Here is a 16,072-nt window from a genome sequence, read left to right as displayed (position 1 = left end):
AGGAGATCGGCTAATAGTCCGAGCTCTACGGAATATCCCGCCACCCTCGTCAAGACGTTCAGCACCGCCTCGTAGAGTATGTGTCCCATTAGCAGAGGACTGGCGAGACTACAAGGGCTGGCGAAGGGAAGCCCCCCCCCCCCACTATGCCGTTTCACCCACCACACGGAAGACTCGCCACCAAATCTCTCACCACTTGTTGCTGACATCCAGCCTTCCATATAAAGAGTTTTTAAATACCAGCCTTGATTAATGGCGTGGAGGAGTTGGCTAAGTATTTTGAGGATCTGGACGAGGCGAGGCGCATTAGGCGGGAGAGGGCGGACTGGAGTTTTATACACAGCCTACCCCCCAGACAGAGGGCGGCGCTACAGTACTACATAGAAACCGGGGATCTATACATCGCGTCGCGCATCGCCGGCATGTCTATGGAGGAGTTCAACGAATTGAGGAGGAGGGCCAAGATCCCAAGCACGTGATGCAGGCGGTGGCGGACACCTGCTTTCTCCTAGACTGGGTGAAGTTCAGCAGACGCGACCTGAGGGCGACGTTGTAGTACTATGTAGAGATCGGAAATATGAGAAGGGCCGCCAAGCTCGCCGGGATCCCCCTGGAGGATTTTAGAGAACTCATGAGGAGGGCAAAAATCCCCCTCGCCGCGTAGCGCGCGGCCGGCGGGCTCTACATAAACTCGTCGAGCCTCCTCGACTGCTTAATGAGGGCGAGGGGGTCCCTCCCCACCAGCGCCACGTACCTCCCATACTCCTCGTCGAGAGGCTTGAGTCTGATCCGGCGCAGAGTTTCCCTAATCTGCCAATTCCCCACAGACACGTAGTAGCCCTCCCCAATCCACCTAACAATAGAGACAGTCCCCCTCCTACCCAAGGCGGCCAGCGTCTCCAGCACAGCCACCCTCGCCGCCTCGAAGCCCCCGTCCACGGTGCTCCTCCGGCCGCGGGGATCCTCCACCACCTCGATCTCGGCCACCCTCCCCCCGTAGACCCAGCGCTCCAGGTAGAAAAACCGCAGCGGCCCCGGCACCACGGCGACTAGGTAGCGGTTGTCGAGATACTCGCCGTAGCCGTACAGCGCCCCGTCCACCTCAGGCATATCCCTCACCCTACCCGCCAGGTAGTCCCCCACAGCAACGTCCACCGCCGTTATCCCCCAGCGCGTCGGCACCAGCCTACGTCTGTGCCCCGCCCCCAGCAACCCCAGCGAAAACGCCCTCTGGATAATGTAGAGGTCAACCCCCCGGCGGTACAGCTCAACCACAGCCTCCCCCGCCTTTACGTCGTCGGACATCAGCTTGTCGAGAGGCCTCGGGACGGCTGGGTTCCCATCTATACGCACCCTCTCCAGAGGCGCCCTAGGGCCCATGGGCTTCTCCCTAAGGTCAAACCTAACCCCCGGCGCCGGGTCCCTCGCAAGCCTCATCTCCACATCCACCGGCCTCTCAGACACGGCGAGGAGGGGAAGCTCCCCCAGCTCCCACGGCCCCACCGACGTCCTGTATCCAAACGCCATGTAGCTCCTAAGCTTAATAATCTCCTCGAGGCCGCGCCCCCAGAGAAGCCGGGGGTCGTCATACGCCCTAGCCTCCTCCCCCCAGACCTCCGGCGGCTCCCCTATGTAAACCCTCACCCTGGGCCAACCCGCCTCCCCCACTACGGCGCTGGGAGGAGTGGCGCCGAACACCTCGCGGCCCCTAATCCTAAACATAGAAGACTTAACCGCCCTAACCCTCTCCAAAATAGGGCACCGGGGAAGTCCACACAGCATCCTCCGCCCACCACACTTAGCACAGATGGAATACATCCCGTGGAAAACCACCAACGTCAATAAAAACCCCACACTCAACAACCCCCCGTCCATGTGACCGGCCCGCGCCGGGCGGACAACGGCGCCTTAACGCGCCTCTTGCCACAGCGCCGTCAAGTTCCAGTTGCTAAAAAAGAGGGGCACCCCTCCCTCTCCGCAAACGACTTGGCGTATCTATAGTACACATCTCCGGGCGACTCGGCGTAGGCCAGAGCCAGCGCCCTCACGCCGTGGCGGCGCGCCGCCGCAAGCCACCACTTGACGACGCCCTCCTCCACGTATCCAACCCTCCCCCGGGAAGCCACATACGTCCCAAAATCCTCAAGCAAGACAAAATCTATGTACCTCGACATGTTGGAAAGAACTGCAAAGCCCCTATTCATCCCTATGACGGCCCAGGGATAGGACTCCCTAACCCCCTTAATAACTCCACCATTCCCCGCGCGGCAGAGGGGTACTCCTCAGCCACATCCACATCGTCAAGCATAACACAGTCAAACCCCCATCTCCATAACATGCCTAACCTGGCACTTGATATACTCCACCCACTCAGGCGACGAGGCGTTCACAACATGCCGACCCCACAGCTGGTCATACCCCACAAACACGCCACGGCCAACCGCACAGTCCCCCAGCTCCATAGCTACGTATTCCCCAAGATCTAGGTAAGACACCTTCACAGCCCTAATCCTACTCAGAAACCCCCAATCGACATTCGTAGGGTCAACCACCACATGATCATACCTATTCAACACCTCCACGACCGCGTCGTCCACGGGACCGTAATACACGGCGAATCTAAAAACCTGGCCCCCATCCCTCCCCACCACGCCGCGGACCCAGCACGTACACCACAGCAAAAACCGCCAAAGAAACCGCAACACCAAGCAACCCCCTCACCTAGCCCACACCGACACCACAATATAAAAATTAAACCGCCACAAAACACCCCAAGGCGCAACCTCCCCAAGACAAACACCACAATCAAAACAACATAACCCAATCCACCATCTAAAAAATGCCACCAAACCCAGCCGCCAGATTTGGCGCTACCACAGCTATTGGAGACATGACACACGACACCAGTCAACAGACGGAACCCCCCCCGGCTAAGAAATCTCCGGATAGGCCCCAGCCCACCGGCCCTTTACAACTCTCCCTGCGACGCATGCACCTACGCGCTGGAGTTCGCACTCGCCGCTGAGAGGCGCGGGTGGACACCTCAATCTAGGGGTAAGGGAGGTCCCAGTGGGGCGAGCTTGCACTCGGCCGCCTGGCGCAGTCACCTCCGCGAACCCCTCAAGCAAGGCTTTTTAGGTGTGAAAAGCGCTACACGCCATCCACAAGGCGGCAGACAGAAATCCGCTAGCCAGCAGGCATCCAGACGTCGTAAAAATAGAACCGACAAGACTAGGTCCAGGATCCACCTAATAATTGCGGATGTGCCGACCTCCCGGAGGCGGGAGATCGCCGGACTACTAGCGGAGAGACACTACTGGGATATGCTCCACCTTACCGAAATTGCTCTGAGCATACACTAATTCCAGTACAACAACCCCGACAGAGAATGCGACGCCGGCAGATATACGAACCCCGACGACGTGAAAAGAGACGTAGAGCACCTAGTTGATGAGATACAAGTAGGCAGGTCAGCCTAGGGCTTCAATAAAATCGGCGAAGAACTAGGACTGAGAAATCCTCCTTTGGCGAGGACACGACAACTCTCCTCCCCATCTTTTAGCCACGCATTGAATTCTCCACCAGACGTAGAACCCAGCAACGTAGACAGGCACATCGAGGGGCGACGGCACGCCGTAGATAGGCTTGGGATACAGCGGCGGCACCATAAACCTATAGAGGTAGCCTAGTGAGTAGACAACAACGCCGCTCGCCAACGCCCCCAACATGTAAAATACAAGAGAGGCAACCCTCCCCACACCTCTACCAAATAGGAGACCAGCAAAAAACCACAGCAGAAGATATATCTCCATCAACGTAGTTCTTAGTGGAAGATCTAGGTATACTACGAGAAGCTCCAACAGAAGAAAAACCACGTAGGCAAAGACCCAAGCCACCCTCCTCGACACCGCAAACAGATAAGAAGATCCATAAGCAAAAAATGCAGAAAATGCCAGTGCATATAGAAAAACACCATATAATAATCTATATAAAATAAAATTAATTACTGAAATTAAAAAAATAGAAATTAAAAATAAAAAATAGGATTATCTATATTTATCAATATTGCACGAATACGCATTTCCACCTGACGTTAGGTCCTCCTGGGCTCCGCAGGTGAAGGTCCTATACAGATCTATGCCCGCTGTGGCGTAGTTGTAGATATAGCTCTTCGGCATATAGTACTCAGCACCCCCGATACTAGACATACCCTTATCATAAAGCACCTTACCACACATCTCCACCCTCTTCACCACAACCACATAGTCGTCGTAGCCGCCTAGAGAGCTAAGAGGACAGTAAAAGTTCACGCCAAACGCCACGGGCTTGCCCGCGTCTTGGTAATTTACATAGAGCTGTATCACCAAGTCGCCTGCAGACGTCTTGTACCACGACACGCTTGAGGCCGACGACACTGAACTGTAGAGATCCGCGGCGAACATCACCCAACCGAACCACTCACCCAACGCATTTGCTATCCAGCCAGCAGCTTCAAACAATCTTATTAATAACTCGACAACCAGCTTGAAGAAGATCAGCTGTGGCTCGCTGGAGCCCTGCGTCTGGATGGAGGCTTGCCCGACGTCCCAATCCCTTATTAAGGAGCCATCCCACCCTCTATATAGATCTAGATACAGCCTTAATGCAGGATTTCCGCTATCGCTAGTACAGACCAAGTAATTCTGCCACGGCGACAACACGCCGACTAGACGAACGCCATCTAACTGAATAGACCCCGCCCTGTCAACTATTCTTATATCTGCTCTGTACATATACAAATTTGCTACGCCACCATACGGTATATACACGTAAGTAGCCTGCAACCAAGGCGTCGCGGCGTCTCTAAAAATTCTCGACATTGGTCTATTTATCTCAGGCCTTGCGGTGCCCTCTACGCCTATGTTTTCGATAAACATATAGTAGCCGTCGACGGGGCCTATTATCAAGCTGTCCGCTACGCCGCCAGTCCTCAAATGCTCTCTAGCATCAAATGTGGTAGCCACGCTGTACCTTACAACACCGCCAAGATCCGTTCCGGTTACCGTAGCGACAGGCGTAGATCCCAGATATATGTTGACAGTACTTGGATAAACCATGCCGGAGTATCCCACGGTTATGTCCGCCCTTAGCAACGGGTTAATTACAGAACCAGGTGGTATGTGGACACCGGGCACTATCACATATACGCCTCTTCTATAGACCTGGCCTCCTATGCCTCCCATAATTATATTATGCCACAGGGTTGGGTACATGGACACCGCCCCCTCAAGATATATGAAGGCGTCTATAGCGGCGGTTTTGATAGTGTCTATATCCATAGGGCATACTGCAACCGCAATCGTCCTGGGTGACTGTGTTGACTGGAAGTAGTGGCTGACAACGGCGTAGGGAGCACCGTCAGGAAGAGGGGCAACATATTGATGAGTACCAGTATCGTCAGTTACATACACATACCACGTGGTCTTAGTCGACGCCGCCGTTATTACTACATCTATCCGCGGGACCCCCGGCGGCACCTCCACGTTCCCACTACCGCACCTCTTCGTCATATAGTCCAGCCTGGTCATGTCTGTGTTTTTCAGCTTAAATGCACCACCTATGGTGCCCTGCCAGCTCAGCGACCAATCCCTCGAAGACGTGTACTGAAGCGTTGAGTCTGGCAAAGACACAGCCACCTGTGCTACCGCGCCGGCAACTTGCCGCGGTCCCCCTCCCTTGCCGTTTCTCACCACCTCTAAAACTTCTGCGTTCACCATCTCAGCCGTTAAATTCATGGGCACAGCCCCCGGGATGTCGGTGGCTATGAAGATGTAGTACTCATCCCCCGCCTCAACACGCACCCTAGCCATAACACCGGGATGCCCTGGTGGCCCCGGCCTCTGTCGCACACGCAACCTGGGCAGGTACATACAGATCTTTGTCAAATTACTAAACACAGGCGGAAGCAACATCACGCGGTGTATCGAGGGATTTGTTTTATTAAGATCCCATATATACACCGCGTTGACCACATCACCCTCTACAAATATAGGCGTCGATATCCACATAGTGCCATTCCAATACATACCAGACACAACAGGTCTCTCACCAGCGAGGCCCAACCCCCCAGCACTCAGACACACCTTTAAAGAGTGCTGAGCCATGCCAGCAAGCGCCAAAGACAGCATCAAAAACACTAATTTCTTCAACATAAGCCAAAAAAATCATATTTAAAAATATTACTCCCAAAGATAATAGACTTAAGTAACATCTCAGCTTTGTTAAGACATTTAGCTCATGGCTACTCGGAGCTACGCCTCTGTAGCCTTAGACTGAAGCCACCGAGACTGGCACATAATCCCCACTGAGGAAACCACAGATCACGCAACGCTCTAAAACCTCCTCATCCATCAAGTATTTATTAACTGGCGGAATCCGGCACTGTGTTTAATTTGGAGATAGACAGCTTTAAGCTGGGAGGCGGGGCTCCCAGGGCCGTCCTCCTATTTAGAGGCGAGGGCGGGGCCGAGGCGGCTCGGATAACCCTCTACTAGCACCAGGGCAAGCTCTTCGCCAAGTACAAGGGCTCCCGGGAGGGGGCTGAGCGCCTCGCCTCGATGCTCAGAGCGATGGGAGGCGAGGCCGCGGCGAGGCAGTACGGCGGGAGCCGGTACGTAGTCCTCATCACAAACCAGGTGCTGGCCGTGTGAAACCCGGCGTGGGCCGGCGCCGTGAGGCAGTTCCTAGACAAGCTCCGCCAGGCGGAGACCATAGACGAGGCAAGACACAAGTCGCTAGTCGGCAGGCTGGAGGAGGCCGGCGCCCCCACACTCGCCGGAGTCCGCTTCGCGGTGAGCATCGAGAAGTCGGGCAGACTCTCCGCGGTACACAAGCCCAGAAGCGAGACGCGGTTCGCCGAGGCAGTGGAGAGGCTCCGGAGCCGCGGCCTCGCAGAGGGCCCCCACTTCACAGCTGGCAGAACCCCCAGCGGCCGGTTCTACATACGCCTCACCAGACCAGGCCTCCTGGAGGTGGCCAGGAGGGCAGGCGCGGGGGATCCAGAGGCGGCGCGCTTCATAAAACAGCTGAGGCAAAAAGCCGGGGAGCTAGGCGTAGCCGACGCAGTGCCGCCCCCAGCCTCGAGAAGGCTACCCCTCGCCGTCAACACGGGGGACGTCGCCGCCGTCGTCAAGAAGCTCGCCGCGGAAATCGACGCGGGGCGCCTAAGGATTACCGCGGAGTACGAATCGGCAGGGGCGCCGGGCGCCCTCGCCATAACTTTCAGATGGGAAAAAACCACCGGGGGATACGCCGCCAGGGCCGAGGTACGCGTCTCAGACCCCACCAAAGCCGCCATACTCAAGGCGCTGGTAGGAGACTACCCAGCCACCCGGGGGAAGGCGAAGCTCACCATGCGCCACCTAGAACGCCTAAGAGAATTCGAAGGAATAGCCCAGGTGGTAGACAGCTGGCTAGCCACAAAAAACCAGTAAACATCCCCGCCGCCCCCCACCCCACACAGCCACCACGCAACCACCTCAAGCAGACAGGACAAAACAGCCCGGTGGCAGACACGCGTCAGACGCAGAGATCCCGGCAGCTGATCCCATCAGCCGCAGACGCCGAAGCCACTAAAAGGCCACAGTAGTGAAAATAAAGACGGGGACCTCCGCACTAGACGGCCCCCGCCGACACGTCGGGCAGGTGGATAGGTAACGCCGCCCCAAACAGAGACAGCCAGCTACGTAGCCAAAGACACCTCCATAAGCGCCGGCCGAAAGATTAAGTTTATAACCAGCAACGGATACCCTACAGTGGTTAACGTAGATGTTGTAATCAGTTCGCTTATAGCCCAGGCGCCGCTTGTCGCCGCCGCAGTTATCGTGCTGTACTACTCACTCGACAGAAAGATAGAAGATGTAAAAAACAAACTCAGTAAGGAAATTGACTCCGTGAGGGGGGAGCTAGGCGGCCGCATCGACAGCCTAAAGGAGCATATCCATGGGCTAGAGACGCGAGTCGAGAATCTTGAAGGGCGTGTAGATAGAATTGAGAACCGCATCAGCAATCTCGAGAGGCGTATTGACGTGCTTGAGACCCGTGTTGGGGAGGTGGCCAGGGGCCTTCTGGAGTTTAGAGAGGCTTTCTACAGCTACCAAAATACCCTCATCGACTTCCTCGCGGCTAAGGGAGTGGTGACGGAGCCTGAGGCTGTGCTTCTGCGGGGTTCTCTGAAGACCCTCGCCCCCGCCGCTAGGTCGAGGTACTACACAGAGGAGGTGAGGAAGAGGCTTCTAGACCTCCTCGACAAGGAGATCAGAGACTACACCTGGGAGGACGTGGCTGAGCTCGAGAAAATAGCAGAAGCCATAGACAGAGAGGCGCGGGAGACGGGAAGAGAAGACCTAATCAAATACTACCCCAAACTAATGATGTACATAGCAATAGTAAAAGGCCTGCTGAGGAGGAGGGAAATGGAAAAGAAAGAAAAACAAACAAAGGAATAGACAGCCCCCTCCCCGCCCACCCCCACGCCGCCTCCGAAATCCCTCGCCGCGGCGTATCCATCTACTCCATCTACAAATGGTGACCTCTCCACAGCTCATAGACGTGCCCCAGCCGCCCGTCTACGAGAAGCGCCGCGTCACGAGTTTTAGATATAGGCAACGTTGTTACCCTCAGCCGCAGTCCGAGGACACCTGCGGCCTCCGCTATTACGTCGAAATCCCTATCTCTCGTCGCCAGCTCTTCGCCGCGGTTTATCGCCACAGCCGCCACCAGCAAGTCAGAAAACGCCTGCGGCTTGCCCAAGCCGATCAGCGCCAGCTGTAGTCTATGAGCCACTATGTAGTCCTCATAGATGGGGAAAATCACGCCCCCCGAGAAGCGCTTATAATAAATGTTTGGGGTATTCTACTAGTGTGACGGCCGTTATATCCTCCACAACCGATCGCCGCGCCCTTACTCTCTCAATTACGGCACTTGTGTCCAATATCACAGCGGCAACCTCTCCCTCTCCCGCGCCTCAAGGATCTCCACGTCGACCGCCTCCAGATCCTCGACCAAATCCTCAGGCCCTATGCCGAGCCTCCTCCTGAGCTCCTGCACCGGGACCCTCCCCCCCAGCCTCTTAACAACCTCCTCCACAACTCTTCTAAACTCCTCCTCGTCAATCCAAGGCGGGATGCTCACAGCCGCCGTTTTGCCCACGGCCAAACCCCACCCAGCTAATTTAAAAGTTTCTCTCTCCATTGGGAGGGCGGTGGGGCCTAGAAGTCCGGCACGCTGTCCAACGCCGACGCGGCTTCTCAATACGCCGGGAAGTTACGGAGAGGTCTCCAGACATAGGGAGAGCTCCGTGTGTCTACTAAACGACAGCCCGGAGGCTCCCCACATACACCCAAGTGCCGCCGGGTGTATCTGCGCCATCACACAGCCGTGGACCCGGGCAACCTTGCTGTCGGCGAGCACCGGCTCGGCTACAGACAACAAGCCCCTCTGGCGATCTTCGAATAAGAGCCCCCTTCTCCGTTTAGGTATATCATAGGCTTCTGCTCTCAGGCAGAGACGTGGTTGTGGTCGCGGTCCGTAGGAGCGAGGGATAAGCAGACGACCCTCGGCGCAGATCGCCGCGGAAAAAATAGCGCAGAGGCTAGGTACGAGGCACCGCCCCACACCCTCCAAGTTTGTGCAACCGCCAGCCGCACAGCCGAGCACTCCCGCGAAAAGACCCCCGCCAAGACCGTCGCACAGTCATGGAGGCACAGCGCCGGCTTGATCAGACAGGGCACCTCCCTGTTGACGATGCACCACGTTGACGCCCGCCCCACGGCGTGCGGCATGATACCGAGGCCGAAGTATTGAAAGATAGGTAGGGGCAGACGCGCCACGCGGCGCCTGTCGAAAACGGCGGAGGTGGGAAAGGTTTAAAACTCTCTCCACGGTTGTAGACGTACTCTCTCACAAAGCCCTGGGTGGATTTAGAGAAGTACCGGCGAGATCGCCTAAAGGAGGCTATATACGAGGCAGAGCTCGCAGAGGAGTTCCTAAAAAACGGCCTCCTTCGAAACGCCGCCGGCAAGGCATTTCAAGCAGTCAAGGCCTACCTGGCGGCAGTGGCCGCGGCGCAGAGAGATAAGGTAGTAGCCGCCTTCCCAGGCAGGCGCAGGCTCGGACCCAACAAAATCGTGGAGAGGGGAGAGTGGATAATTGCCACAATGCCCACATCTAGAATGCGGAAAGTGGCGGCTCTAGTCGGCGACAGAGAGCTACGGCTAATAGTCGAGCTCGCCCTGAACCTACACGAGTTCCAATACAACGGCCTAGACAGAGACGCCGAGGCGTCCAGATACGCCAACGAGGATATGGTAAAGAGAGACGTAGAGGAGGTAGTGTCCCATATCAAAAGAGCGGCATCCAGCCCACAGTCTTAACACGGAGCCTCAAAAGGCCCCCTCCGGCCCACTCCAACACCCTATCAGCGAGCTCCTCAACCAACCTACTTACTCTTTCAACACCTCTGCTACTCGCCCCCCGCGTAGCCCAGCCCTCGTAGAAGTCTGCATACACGGCATTCCAAGCGTCGTGCACCCAACCGCCCAGCACCCAACTAGCACAGCGCCACAGCTCCCCCATGCGAGGAGAGCCTAGCCCCCCGCCGGCATTCAGACGCCCGACGGCAGGCACAGCCACCCCCAAATCCTCTCACCAGCCCGGCGCAGATCCCCCTAACTACCCCCTCTCCTGCGGCGGGAAGCAACTCCCCCGCCGCCTCTACAAAAGCCCGGCCCTCTCCGGAGGATCTGCCTCTGCCAACGCCGCCATTCCACGCCTCTTCGTCAATGCCTCCAGCAAGTAGAGCAATTCCACGCGTACCCGTTGTCTCAAAAGCGTCGACAACAGGGCGGCATCCTTCCAACTGCAAACCCAGCCAGCGCCTCTGCCAGCAGGCCCCACCCACACACAACTCTTTTCTTAGTCTATGTAGGCCCTATCTGCAGATGCGCCGCCGCTTGTGCTTCTGACCCCTTGCGGCGGGCCGCGCCTCTAAGAACAGAAAGGGGACGTTATTTATAACTCCAAACGCTTTTAATAATTAACAACAACCCAAATGCCGATACTATAATCATTACATAGAAGATGACTGCGGGTCCCAGGGATGTCCACAAAACAGTACTTATACCAGGGCTTATCCACGAGACCAGCCCTGTAGATGTCCCCAACAAACCCATCGCAGAACCTCTAAGATCCTCCGGCGATTTCTTTGCCACATATGAAGTTTCGGGAGCCTCATGCATTAAGAATATCATACTCGCCAAAGCCCACAGCGCCAGGAATGCATACGGGTCTTTTGCCATTGATAGCGAGAATAAAATCAGGACGTTTAGGAGGAGGGATAACGCAATCACTTTACCTCTGCCGATTAGATCAGACGCAAAACCCCCAAGCAAATACCCGACGAGGGTTGCGATATTCGCCGCTGAGAACATAAAACCCAGGGTTAGAGGACCCATGCCGATTATCGTAGCGGCATAAAGCGGCAGTATGCCCACTACCATTTCAGTACCTATAGTGTAAATCATCCAATTTTTATAGAGTGCTCTTTTATACAACTCAGAGGAAGGAGAGAAAGCAGTAGGATAATCTGCCGCCACTGACGTAGTCCCCGCCGATGAAGCGCGTCCAGCGAAACTCGCCGCTGCTTAGATAAGGGGCGGGAGGCGCCGGGTAGTCAGCCACAGGCGGAGGCCCGGACTCTGCGTAGATTAGATAAAGGCCGTCCTGCGCGGGTAGCACCACGTAGTGCCCTCCGCCGCCTTCTGTAAACAGCGCAAGCCCCCACGTTGAGACCCTTCTAAACATCTCCCTCCCCCCAGCCGGTGTGCGGACAAATCTAAAGCCGACCCTCCTCACGCCAGCCGTCAGCCCCAGCCCTCCCTCGAAAGAGAGAGCCTCCCCGCACCCGTCGCCGCAGACAATAACCTCGGGAATCACCGCAGAAACTGGGGAGTACCCACAAATTCCGTAGCCACACGATTAACAACCTCCGGTATTGGCTTGCCCCCCGCGAGCTCCACCTGGTAGAAGTTGTCATAAGCGTCGCCAGCCACACGCTTTAAGAAATCCGGCGTCAGCGAACCCAGCTCAGTCTCCACCGCGTAGACAACCCCCCTACCCAGCCTCATCTCCACAAGCACCAGAGAAAACACAACCGGCGTCTTCTCGCCACGCCAGTTCAGCTTTGCAATACGCGGCTCATATACAAAAGTACTAGTGGCCCCGGAGGCTCCTACCCCGCTGAACCCAGCCCCGTTGAACGCCGCTATGTAATACGACAAAATTTCACCAGCAGATAGCCCACCTCTAGCAAGTTTCCCAACAGAGACAAGGGCGCCCACTTTCCTATACACCTCATACATATCGTTTATAAGCCGCTCCCAGGCGCCCTCCCTCAACACCGCCGGACGCATCTAGCCGCGCTTCCGGCGCGCCTCCGCGCACAAATCCCGCAACCTCGACGCCGCGGCCGACACGTCAACCCGCTCAACCGGCCACATGGTAACCCCCCGGAAAACCTCGCCATCGTCGAGACAAACCCCCTTGTAGCTGACAGAACCACCACCGCCACATATCGGAAAACCCGGCGTCGAAGCCGCCGCAAAGCCCAAATACGGCGGCCCTTCTATTTTCCTTACGTCGTCTTGATAGGGGCCTACCACCTCCACATAGCCAAACCTCTCCCCGTCCTCCCGTCTGTGGAAAACCCCCACATACAAGCCGTCTCTACCCATAAGCACCCACCCCCCATCCACCACGCCCAGAACGAAATTCAAAACAAAATCCACACCCCAAGGAGCCTCCATAAGAAGATACTCCCCCACCCTCCTATACACCACAAACCTCTCACCAAAAAGAGAACCTCTCCCGGGTATACTCAACCCCTCAAAAATGGACTGGGCCGACGCCCCATATTTTCTAGACAGCGGACGGAGGTAGAAGGCCAAATACCTGGCATTTGTCCACAACTTACTAAAGACCTCGCCCAGCCTGCGTTCACCAAGCGGAGGCTTCAACGTGTGGATAAAACTCGGAGATCCGCCGAGGATCTCCCGAGCTGTATAAGCCGAGGTTAGGGTAAGCCTCACGACGTGACACGTCGACGTCAGAGCCAGAACTGGAACAGCTCTGCAACCCCTCCACAGATTGCACTCGGCCACCCCACCTACCCCGACAACCTCTAGATAATATGGAACCGTGTGGTCCTCCTCAACAACAGGCGGAGCTAGTAGGTACACGCCGGCCAACATAGCGTCTGCAAATCCCCCTGCCTAACTTCAAAATAATTATCCGAGTCCTCATACATCTGAACCTCCCCGGGCTTGCACCCAGTCGCCCGGGCCACCTCCTGCGTGCAGAAGACGTGCGGAATCAAGTCGGTAGGCCCTTCTACTTTCCTTACGTCGTCTTGATAGGGGCCTACCACCTCCACATAGCCAAACCTCTCCCCGTCCTCCCGCCTGTGGAAAACCCCCACATACAAGCCGTCTCTACCCATAAGCACCCACCCCCCATCCACCACACCCAAGACAAAATTCAAAACAAAATCCACACCCCAAGGAGCCTCCATAAGAAGATACTCCCCCACCCTTCTGTAGACTGCGAACCTCTCGCCTATGTGGGCGCCGCCGCCAGGCGCCTTGAACTCCAGCAGTATGTGGCCCCCCGCGACGCCGTAGAGCGCCCCCACGGCGCCGGCGTAGAGCACCGGGTACCCCGAGACGCCGCGGATAACAGACTCAGCCCCGCCGGGACGCACCGCGGCGCCGCCCCACAGAAGCCTAGCAGGCCTCCACCCAGCCGCCGCCGAAGGCGGCCAGAGATGGCGCCGCCACCGAGGAGCCGCCGCGCCCACCTCCACCAGCAGAGAGCCGGGTCTGAAGACACCCCCCTCAAAGACGTAGGTCGGCGCCAGGACCCTCCCCCTCCCGCCGCACACCACGTACACCAGGGGGCAGGGGGAGATGTCGATAGGAACCAGGTAGAGCGAAGCCCCGGCGGAGCCCACCTGCGCATACCCCCTGCAACTAGGCGCCGAGAAGTAGACGCGGACCTCCTCCAAGAGGCAGGAGGCGTCGCGCTCCACCGTGGCCAAAAGCCCAACGGAGCTGTCCAAAACCCAGCCGCCGGCCCAGCGGCGGGCGAGGCTCTCCATGAAGAAGACGTCTACCCGAGCCTCCTCCAACACGTCGAAAAGCGGCGAGGCAACGGGGACGGCCACGCCCACAGTAGGCTACTATTTTAAAAACTCTACGTACCACGTGTACGCCCTGTAGCGGTCGGCCACCCTCCCCACAGCCTCCCCTATGCCGTACAGGCGCTCCCGCGCCTCGGCTTCCCTAAACCCGTAGTAAACCTCCTCGGCCACCCTATTCAAAAAGCTGACATCCCGAAGCTGGTCCAGCGACACGTCGTATGTAAAAACCACGGCTCTCTTTGCGTCCGCCGCCACCACGACGAACTTCACCCCGCCGGGGGCGAAGATCTTCTTCAGGTCTGGAAATATCAAAACCTGGCTGGCCATAAACGAGCTGGAGACCCTCCCCCCGCCCGGCAACCTCCCCCCGTTGTATACAGAAACCAACGCGCTTAGCAACGCGGCGTTATCCCTAAGGAGGTCAGCCAGCACCGCAGCCCTACCCGCCATCTTGTCGAGCTCCAAATCTGCAGGTCCGCCCAGGCCCTCCATATTCTTAACCTCCCCAATCAACAACCTGCCGTCGTCCAGAACCCCCAAGATGTCAAGCCGGTAGCCCGCGGGGCTTAGAGGTATGAAGGCACTCTTCCTCCCAAAGGCGGTTTCGCTAATAGCCACGTCCCACACCCACCTCCCATCCCGGTAAACCGCCGGCAGAGTAACCTCGGCACCCACCACGGCGGGGTTTACGCCGGCAATCTCCGGCATCAAAGCCGCAGAGAGGTACTTGTAGAAAGTCTCCGGCTTGCCCTCCAGCACATATAGAGAAGAGCCGTATGAGAGGACGTACACCTCGCGGTTCCGGTACACCCCCCTATACACGTCGCCACTAAACCCACGCGCAATAGCCAAGGCGGTAAACATGTCGTTATAGCCAATAACAACAGGGCGGCCGCTCTTTACATCCACAACCTCACTCACCAGATAACCCGCGGTACCCACACTATATTTCGAAATCCTTATCTCAAACCCACCACCCCCGCCAACCACCACCGAAGACACCCGCGTAAGGCCGGTCACTTCGAAACGCCTCCCCAAATCCCTCGCCCTCATAACCGCCACGTCCCCAGACTCCCTCACCCCCACAATATGTTTCCCAAACATAACCGCATCAACACCACCCTTAACACGGCGCAGAAGCTCACTATCTCTAAACACCGGCACGGGAGGCTCGTAGCTGAAGGCGGCCATTGCGGCGAGCTGTCTGTTGCCTAGCCAGTCTTTGTTGTTGGCGAGGTCGCTGAGGTCTACGAAAGCCGACGCGATGCCCAGCCACCTAGCCGCCTCCACCTCCTGGGCGTAGGTAGAGAAGGCTTGGAGAGCCCCGTCTACGAAACAGTCGGCGTACGCGCCGTACCGCCCCGCCTCCGAGTAGAGCTCCCCAGCGAATTCAGAAGCCGCGTCGAAGGGCTCCCCCAGAAACAGCATAACAGCCCCGCCCCCGGCAAGAGCCGCGGCGATGGGCTTAACCCTAGCCGCAACAGGCCCGCCGGCCAGAAGCGCCGCGTCTGCGACGGCCTCCCACCTGACCCTGCCCGACGACGCCTCTAGATACACGTCCCAGCCCAGGAGGACTCCATGGGCGAGGAGATCCGCAAGCGACAGCGCCTTAGCCACCAGCCACGCCTTCCTAGCCAGCTCCGCCGCCTTAGCCGCCGCCGCGCCGGCGGAGGCCCCCAGCTTAACCGCCCCCAGCGAGCCCCCGGTAGCCACCAGAAGCGCCCCGCCAGCAGCCGCGTCCAGCTCAGTAGCCACCCCAGCCAGCCCCAGCCTCTCCGCCGCCCACCGCCTCCCAGCCCCACGCGCCGACAGACACTGATCCCCAGCCACAAACCCCCA

19 protein-coding genes and 1 pseudogene are annotated in these 16,072 nt (G+C 57.5%); 6 read left to right on the top strand and 14 right to left on the bottom strand.

Features of this window, described 5'->3' with window-relative positions; translation table 11 throughout:
• Positions 1 to 257: 257 nt before the first annotated feature.
• A complete protein-coding gene (locus tag P186_RS00780; RefSeq protein WP_014287460.1) occupies positions 258 to 479 on the top strand; it encodes a hypothetical protein in 222 nt (73 codons plus the stop codon).
• 202 nt (positions 480 to 681) lie between these two features.
• Here the strand turns inward: P186_RS00780 and P186_RS00775 are convergent, their stop codons facing one another.
• From P186_RS00775 to P186_RS00765, 3 genes are all read right to left on the bottom strand, one after another.
• Positions 682 to 1,782 carry a hypothetical protein gene (locus P186_RS00775; protein ID WP_237179434.1) on the bottom strand — a complete coding sequence of 367 codons (1,101 nt, stop codon included), beginning with the start codon at positions 1,780 to 1,782 and terminating at the stop codon, positions 682 to 684.
• A gap of 152 nt (positions 1,783 to 1,934) precedes the next feature.
• Complete coding sequence (locus P186_RS00770; protein ID WP_014287458.1) at positions 1,935 to 2,204, bottom strand: hypothetical protein; 270 nt, start codon at positions 2,202 to 2,204, stop codon at positions 1,935 to 1,937.
• A 111-nt stretch (positions 2,205 to 2,315) separates the two neighbouring features.
• Positions 2,316 to 2,597, bottom strand: coding sequence for a hypothetical protein (locus P186_RS00765; protein WP_148682569.1), 282 nt, complete (start codon positions 2,595 to 2,597; stop codon positions 2,316 to 2,318).
• A gap of 543 nt (positions 2,598 to 3,140) precedes the next feature.
• Here P186_RS00765 and P186_RS00760 point away from each other — a divergent pair.
• Positions 3,141 to 3,362 (top strand): hypothetical protein, encoded by a 222-nt coding sequence (locus P186_RS00760; protein WP_148682568.1) that lies wholly within the window; start codon positions 3,141 to 3,143, stop codon positions 3,360 to 3,362.
• 141 nt (positions 3,363 to 3,503) lie between these two features.
• Here P186_RS00760 and P186_RS00755 read toward each other — a convergent pair whose 3' ends face one another.
• The gene (locus tag P186_RS00755; protein ID WP_148682567.1) at positions 3,504 to 3,896 is read right to left on the bottom strand and encodes a hypothetical protein; all 393 of its coding nucleotides are present in this window, start codon (positions 3,894 to 3,896) and stop codon (positions 3,504 to 3,506) included.
• A gap of 150 nt (positions 3,897 to 4,046) precedes the next feature.
• On the bottom strand, positions 4,047 to 6,191 hold the full coding sequence (locus P186_RS00750; protein WP_014287454.1) for a hypothetical protein: 2,145 nt from the start codon (positions 6,189 to 6,191) through the stop codon (positions 4,047 to 4,049).
• A gap of 363 nt (positions 6,192 to 6,554) precedes the next feature.
• On the opposite strand from P186_RS00750, the pseudogene P186_RS14505 reads away from it, so the two are divergent.
• Positions 6,555 to 7,472 (top strand): annotated as a pseudogene (locus P186_RS14505) (PaRep2b protein); the annotation flags it as partial.
• A 321-nt stretch (positions 7,473 to 7,793) separates the two neighbouring features.
• On the top strand, positions 7,794 to 8,486 hold the full coding sequence (locus P186_RS00735; RefSeq protein WP_014287451.1) for a hypothetical protein: 693 nt from the start codon (positions 7,794 to 7,796) through the stop codon (positions 8,484 to 8,486).
• Between the two features lie 70 nt (positions 8,487 to 8,556).
• Here the strand turns inward: P186_RS00735 and P186_RS00730 are convergent, their stop codons facing one another.
• Both P186_RS00730 and P186_RS00725 read right to left on the bottom strand, forming a co-directional pair.
• Positions 8,557 to 8,853, bottom strand: coding sequence for a PIN domain-containing protein (locus tag P186_RS00730; RefSeq protein WP_014287450.1), 297 nt, complete (start codon positions 8,851 to 8,853; stop codon positions 8,557 to 8,559).
• A gap of 120 nt (positions 8,854 to 8,973) precedes the next feature.
• Positions 8,974 to 9,189: a hypothetical protein gene (locus P186_RS00725; RefSeq protein WP_237179433.1), complete on the bottom strand. Its 216-nt coding sequence runs from the start codon at positions 9,187 to 9,189 to the stop codon at positions 8,974 to 8,976.
• Between the two features lie 363 nt (positions 9,190 to 9,552).
• Between P186_RS00725 and P186_RS00720 the strand changes: the two genes are divergently transcribed.
• Together P186_RS00720 and P186_RS00715 are read left to right on the top strand one after the other, a co-directional pair.
• On the top strand, positions 9,553 to 9,843 hold the full coding sequence (locus P186_RS00720; RefSeq protein ID WP_148682565.1) for a hypothetical protein: 291 nt from the start codon (positions 9,553 to 9,555) through the stop codon (positions 9,841 to 9,843).
• A gap of 110 nt (positions 9,844 to 9,953) precedes the next feature.
• A complete protein-coding gene (locus P186_RS00715; RefSeq protein ID WP_014287448.1) occupies positions 9,954 to 10,412 on the top strand; it encodes a PaREP1 family protein in 459 nt (152 codons plus the stop codon).
• Here the strand turns inward: P186_RS00715 and P186_RS00710 are convergent.
• The 7 genes from P186_RS00710 to P186_RS00680 form a co-directional block, all read right to left on the bottom strand.
• A complete protein-coding gene (locus P186_RS00710) occupies positions 10,381 to 10,665 on the bottom strand; it encodes a hypothetical protein (RefSeq protein ID WP_148682564.1) in 285 nt (94 codons plus the stop codon). The genes P186_RS00715 and P186_RS00710 overlap by 32 nt on opposite strands.
• A 380-nt stretch (positions 10,666 to 11,045) precedes the next feature.
• Positions 11,046 to 11,561: an MFS transporter gene (locus P186_RS00705; protein WP_148682563.1), complete on the bottom strand. Its 516-nt coding sequence runs from the start codon at positions 11,559 to 11,561 to the stop codon at positions 11,046 to 11,048.
• Positions 11,562 to 11,592: 31 nt separating this feature from the next.
• Complete coding sequence (locus tag P186_RS00700; RefSeq protein ID WP_014287444.1) at positions 11,593 to 11,973, bottom strand: hypothetical protein; 381 nt, start codon at positions 11,971 to 11,973, stop codon at positions 11,593 to 11,595.
• Positions 11,970 to 12,449: a hypothetical protein gene (locus P186_RS00695; RefSeq protein WP_014287443.1), complete on the bottom strand. Its 480-nt coding sequence runs from the start codon at positions 12,447 to 12,449 to the stop codon at positions 11,970 to 11,972. Before P186_RS00695 ends, P186_RS00700 begins: the two co-directional genes overlap by 4 nt.
• Positions 12,450 to 13,286: a hypothetical protein gene (locus P186_RS00690; RefSeq protein ID WP_014287442.1), complete on the bottom strand. Its 837-nt coding sequence runs from the start codon at positions 13,284 to 13,286 to the stop codon at positions 12,450 to 12,452.
• Positions 13,262 to 14,257 carry a hypothetical protein gene (locus P186_RS00685; RefSeq protein ID WP_148682562.1) on the bottom strand — a complete coding sequence of 332 codons (996 nt, stop codon included), beginning with the start codon at positions 14,255 to 14,257 and terminating at the stop codon, positions 13,262 to 13,264. Before P186_RS00685 ends, P186_RS00690 begins: the two co-directional genes overlap by 25 nt.
• A gap of 15 nt (positions 14,258 to 14,272) precedes the next feature.
• Positions 14,273 to 16,063, bottom strand: coding sequence for a hypothetical protein (locus tag P186_RS00680; RefSeq protein ID WP_148682561.1), 1,791 nt, complete (start codon positions 16,061 to 16,063; stop codon positions 14,273 to 14,275).
• Positions 16,064 to 16,072: the final 9 nt, after the last annotated feature.

This window comes from Pyrobaculum ferrireducens (genome assembly GCF_000234805.1).
In the GTDB taxonomy this organism is placed as follows: Archaea; Thermoproteota; Thermoprotei; order Thermoproteales; family Thermoproteaceae; genus Pyrobaculum; species Pyrobaculum ferrireducens.
This window is presented reverse-complemented; position numbering and strand designations above follow the sequence as displayed.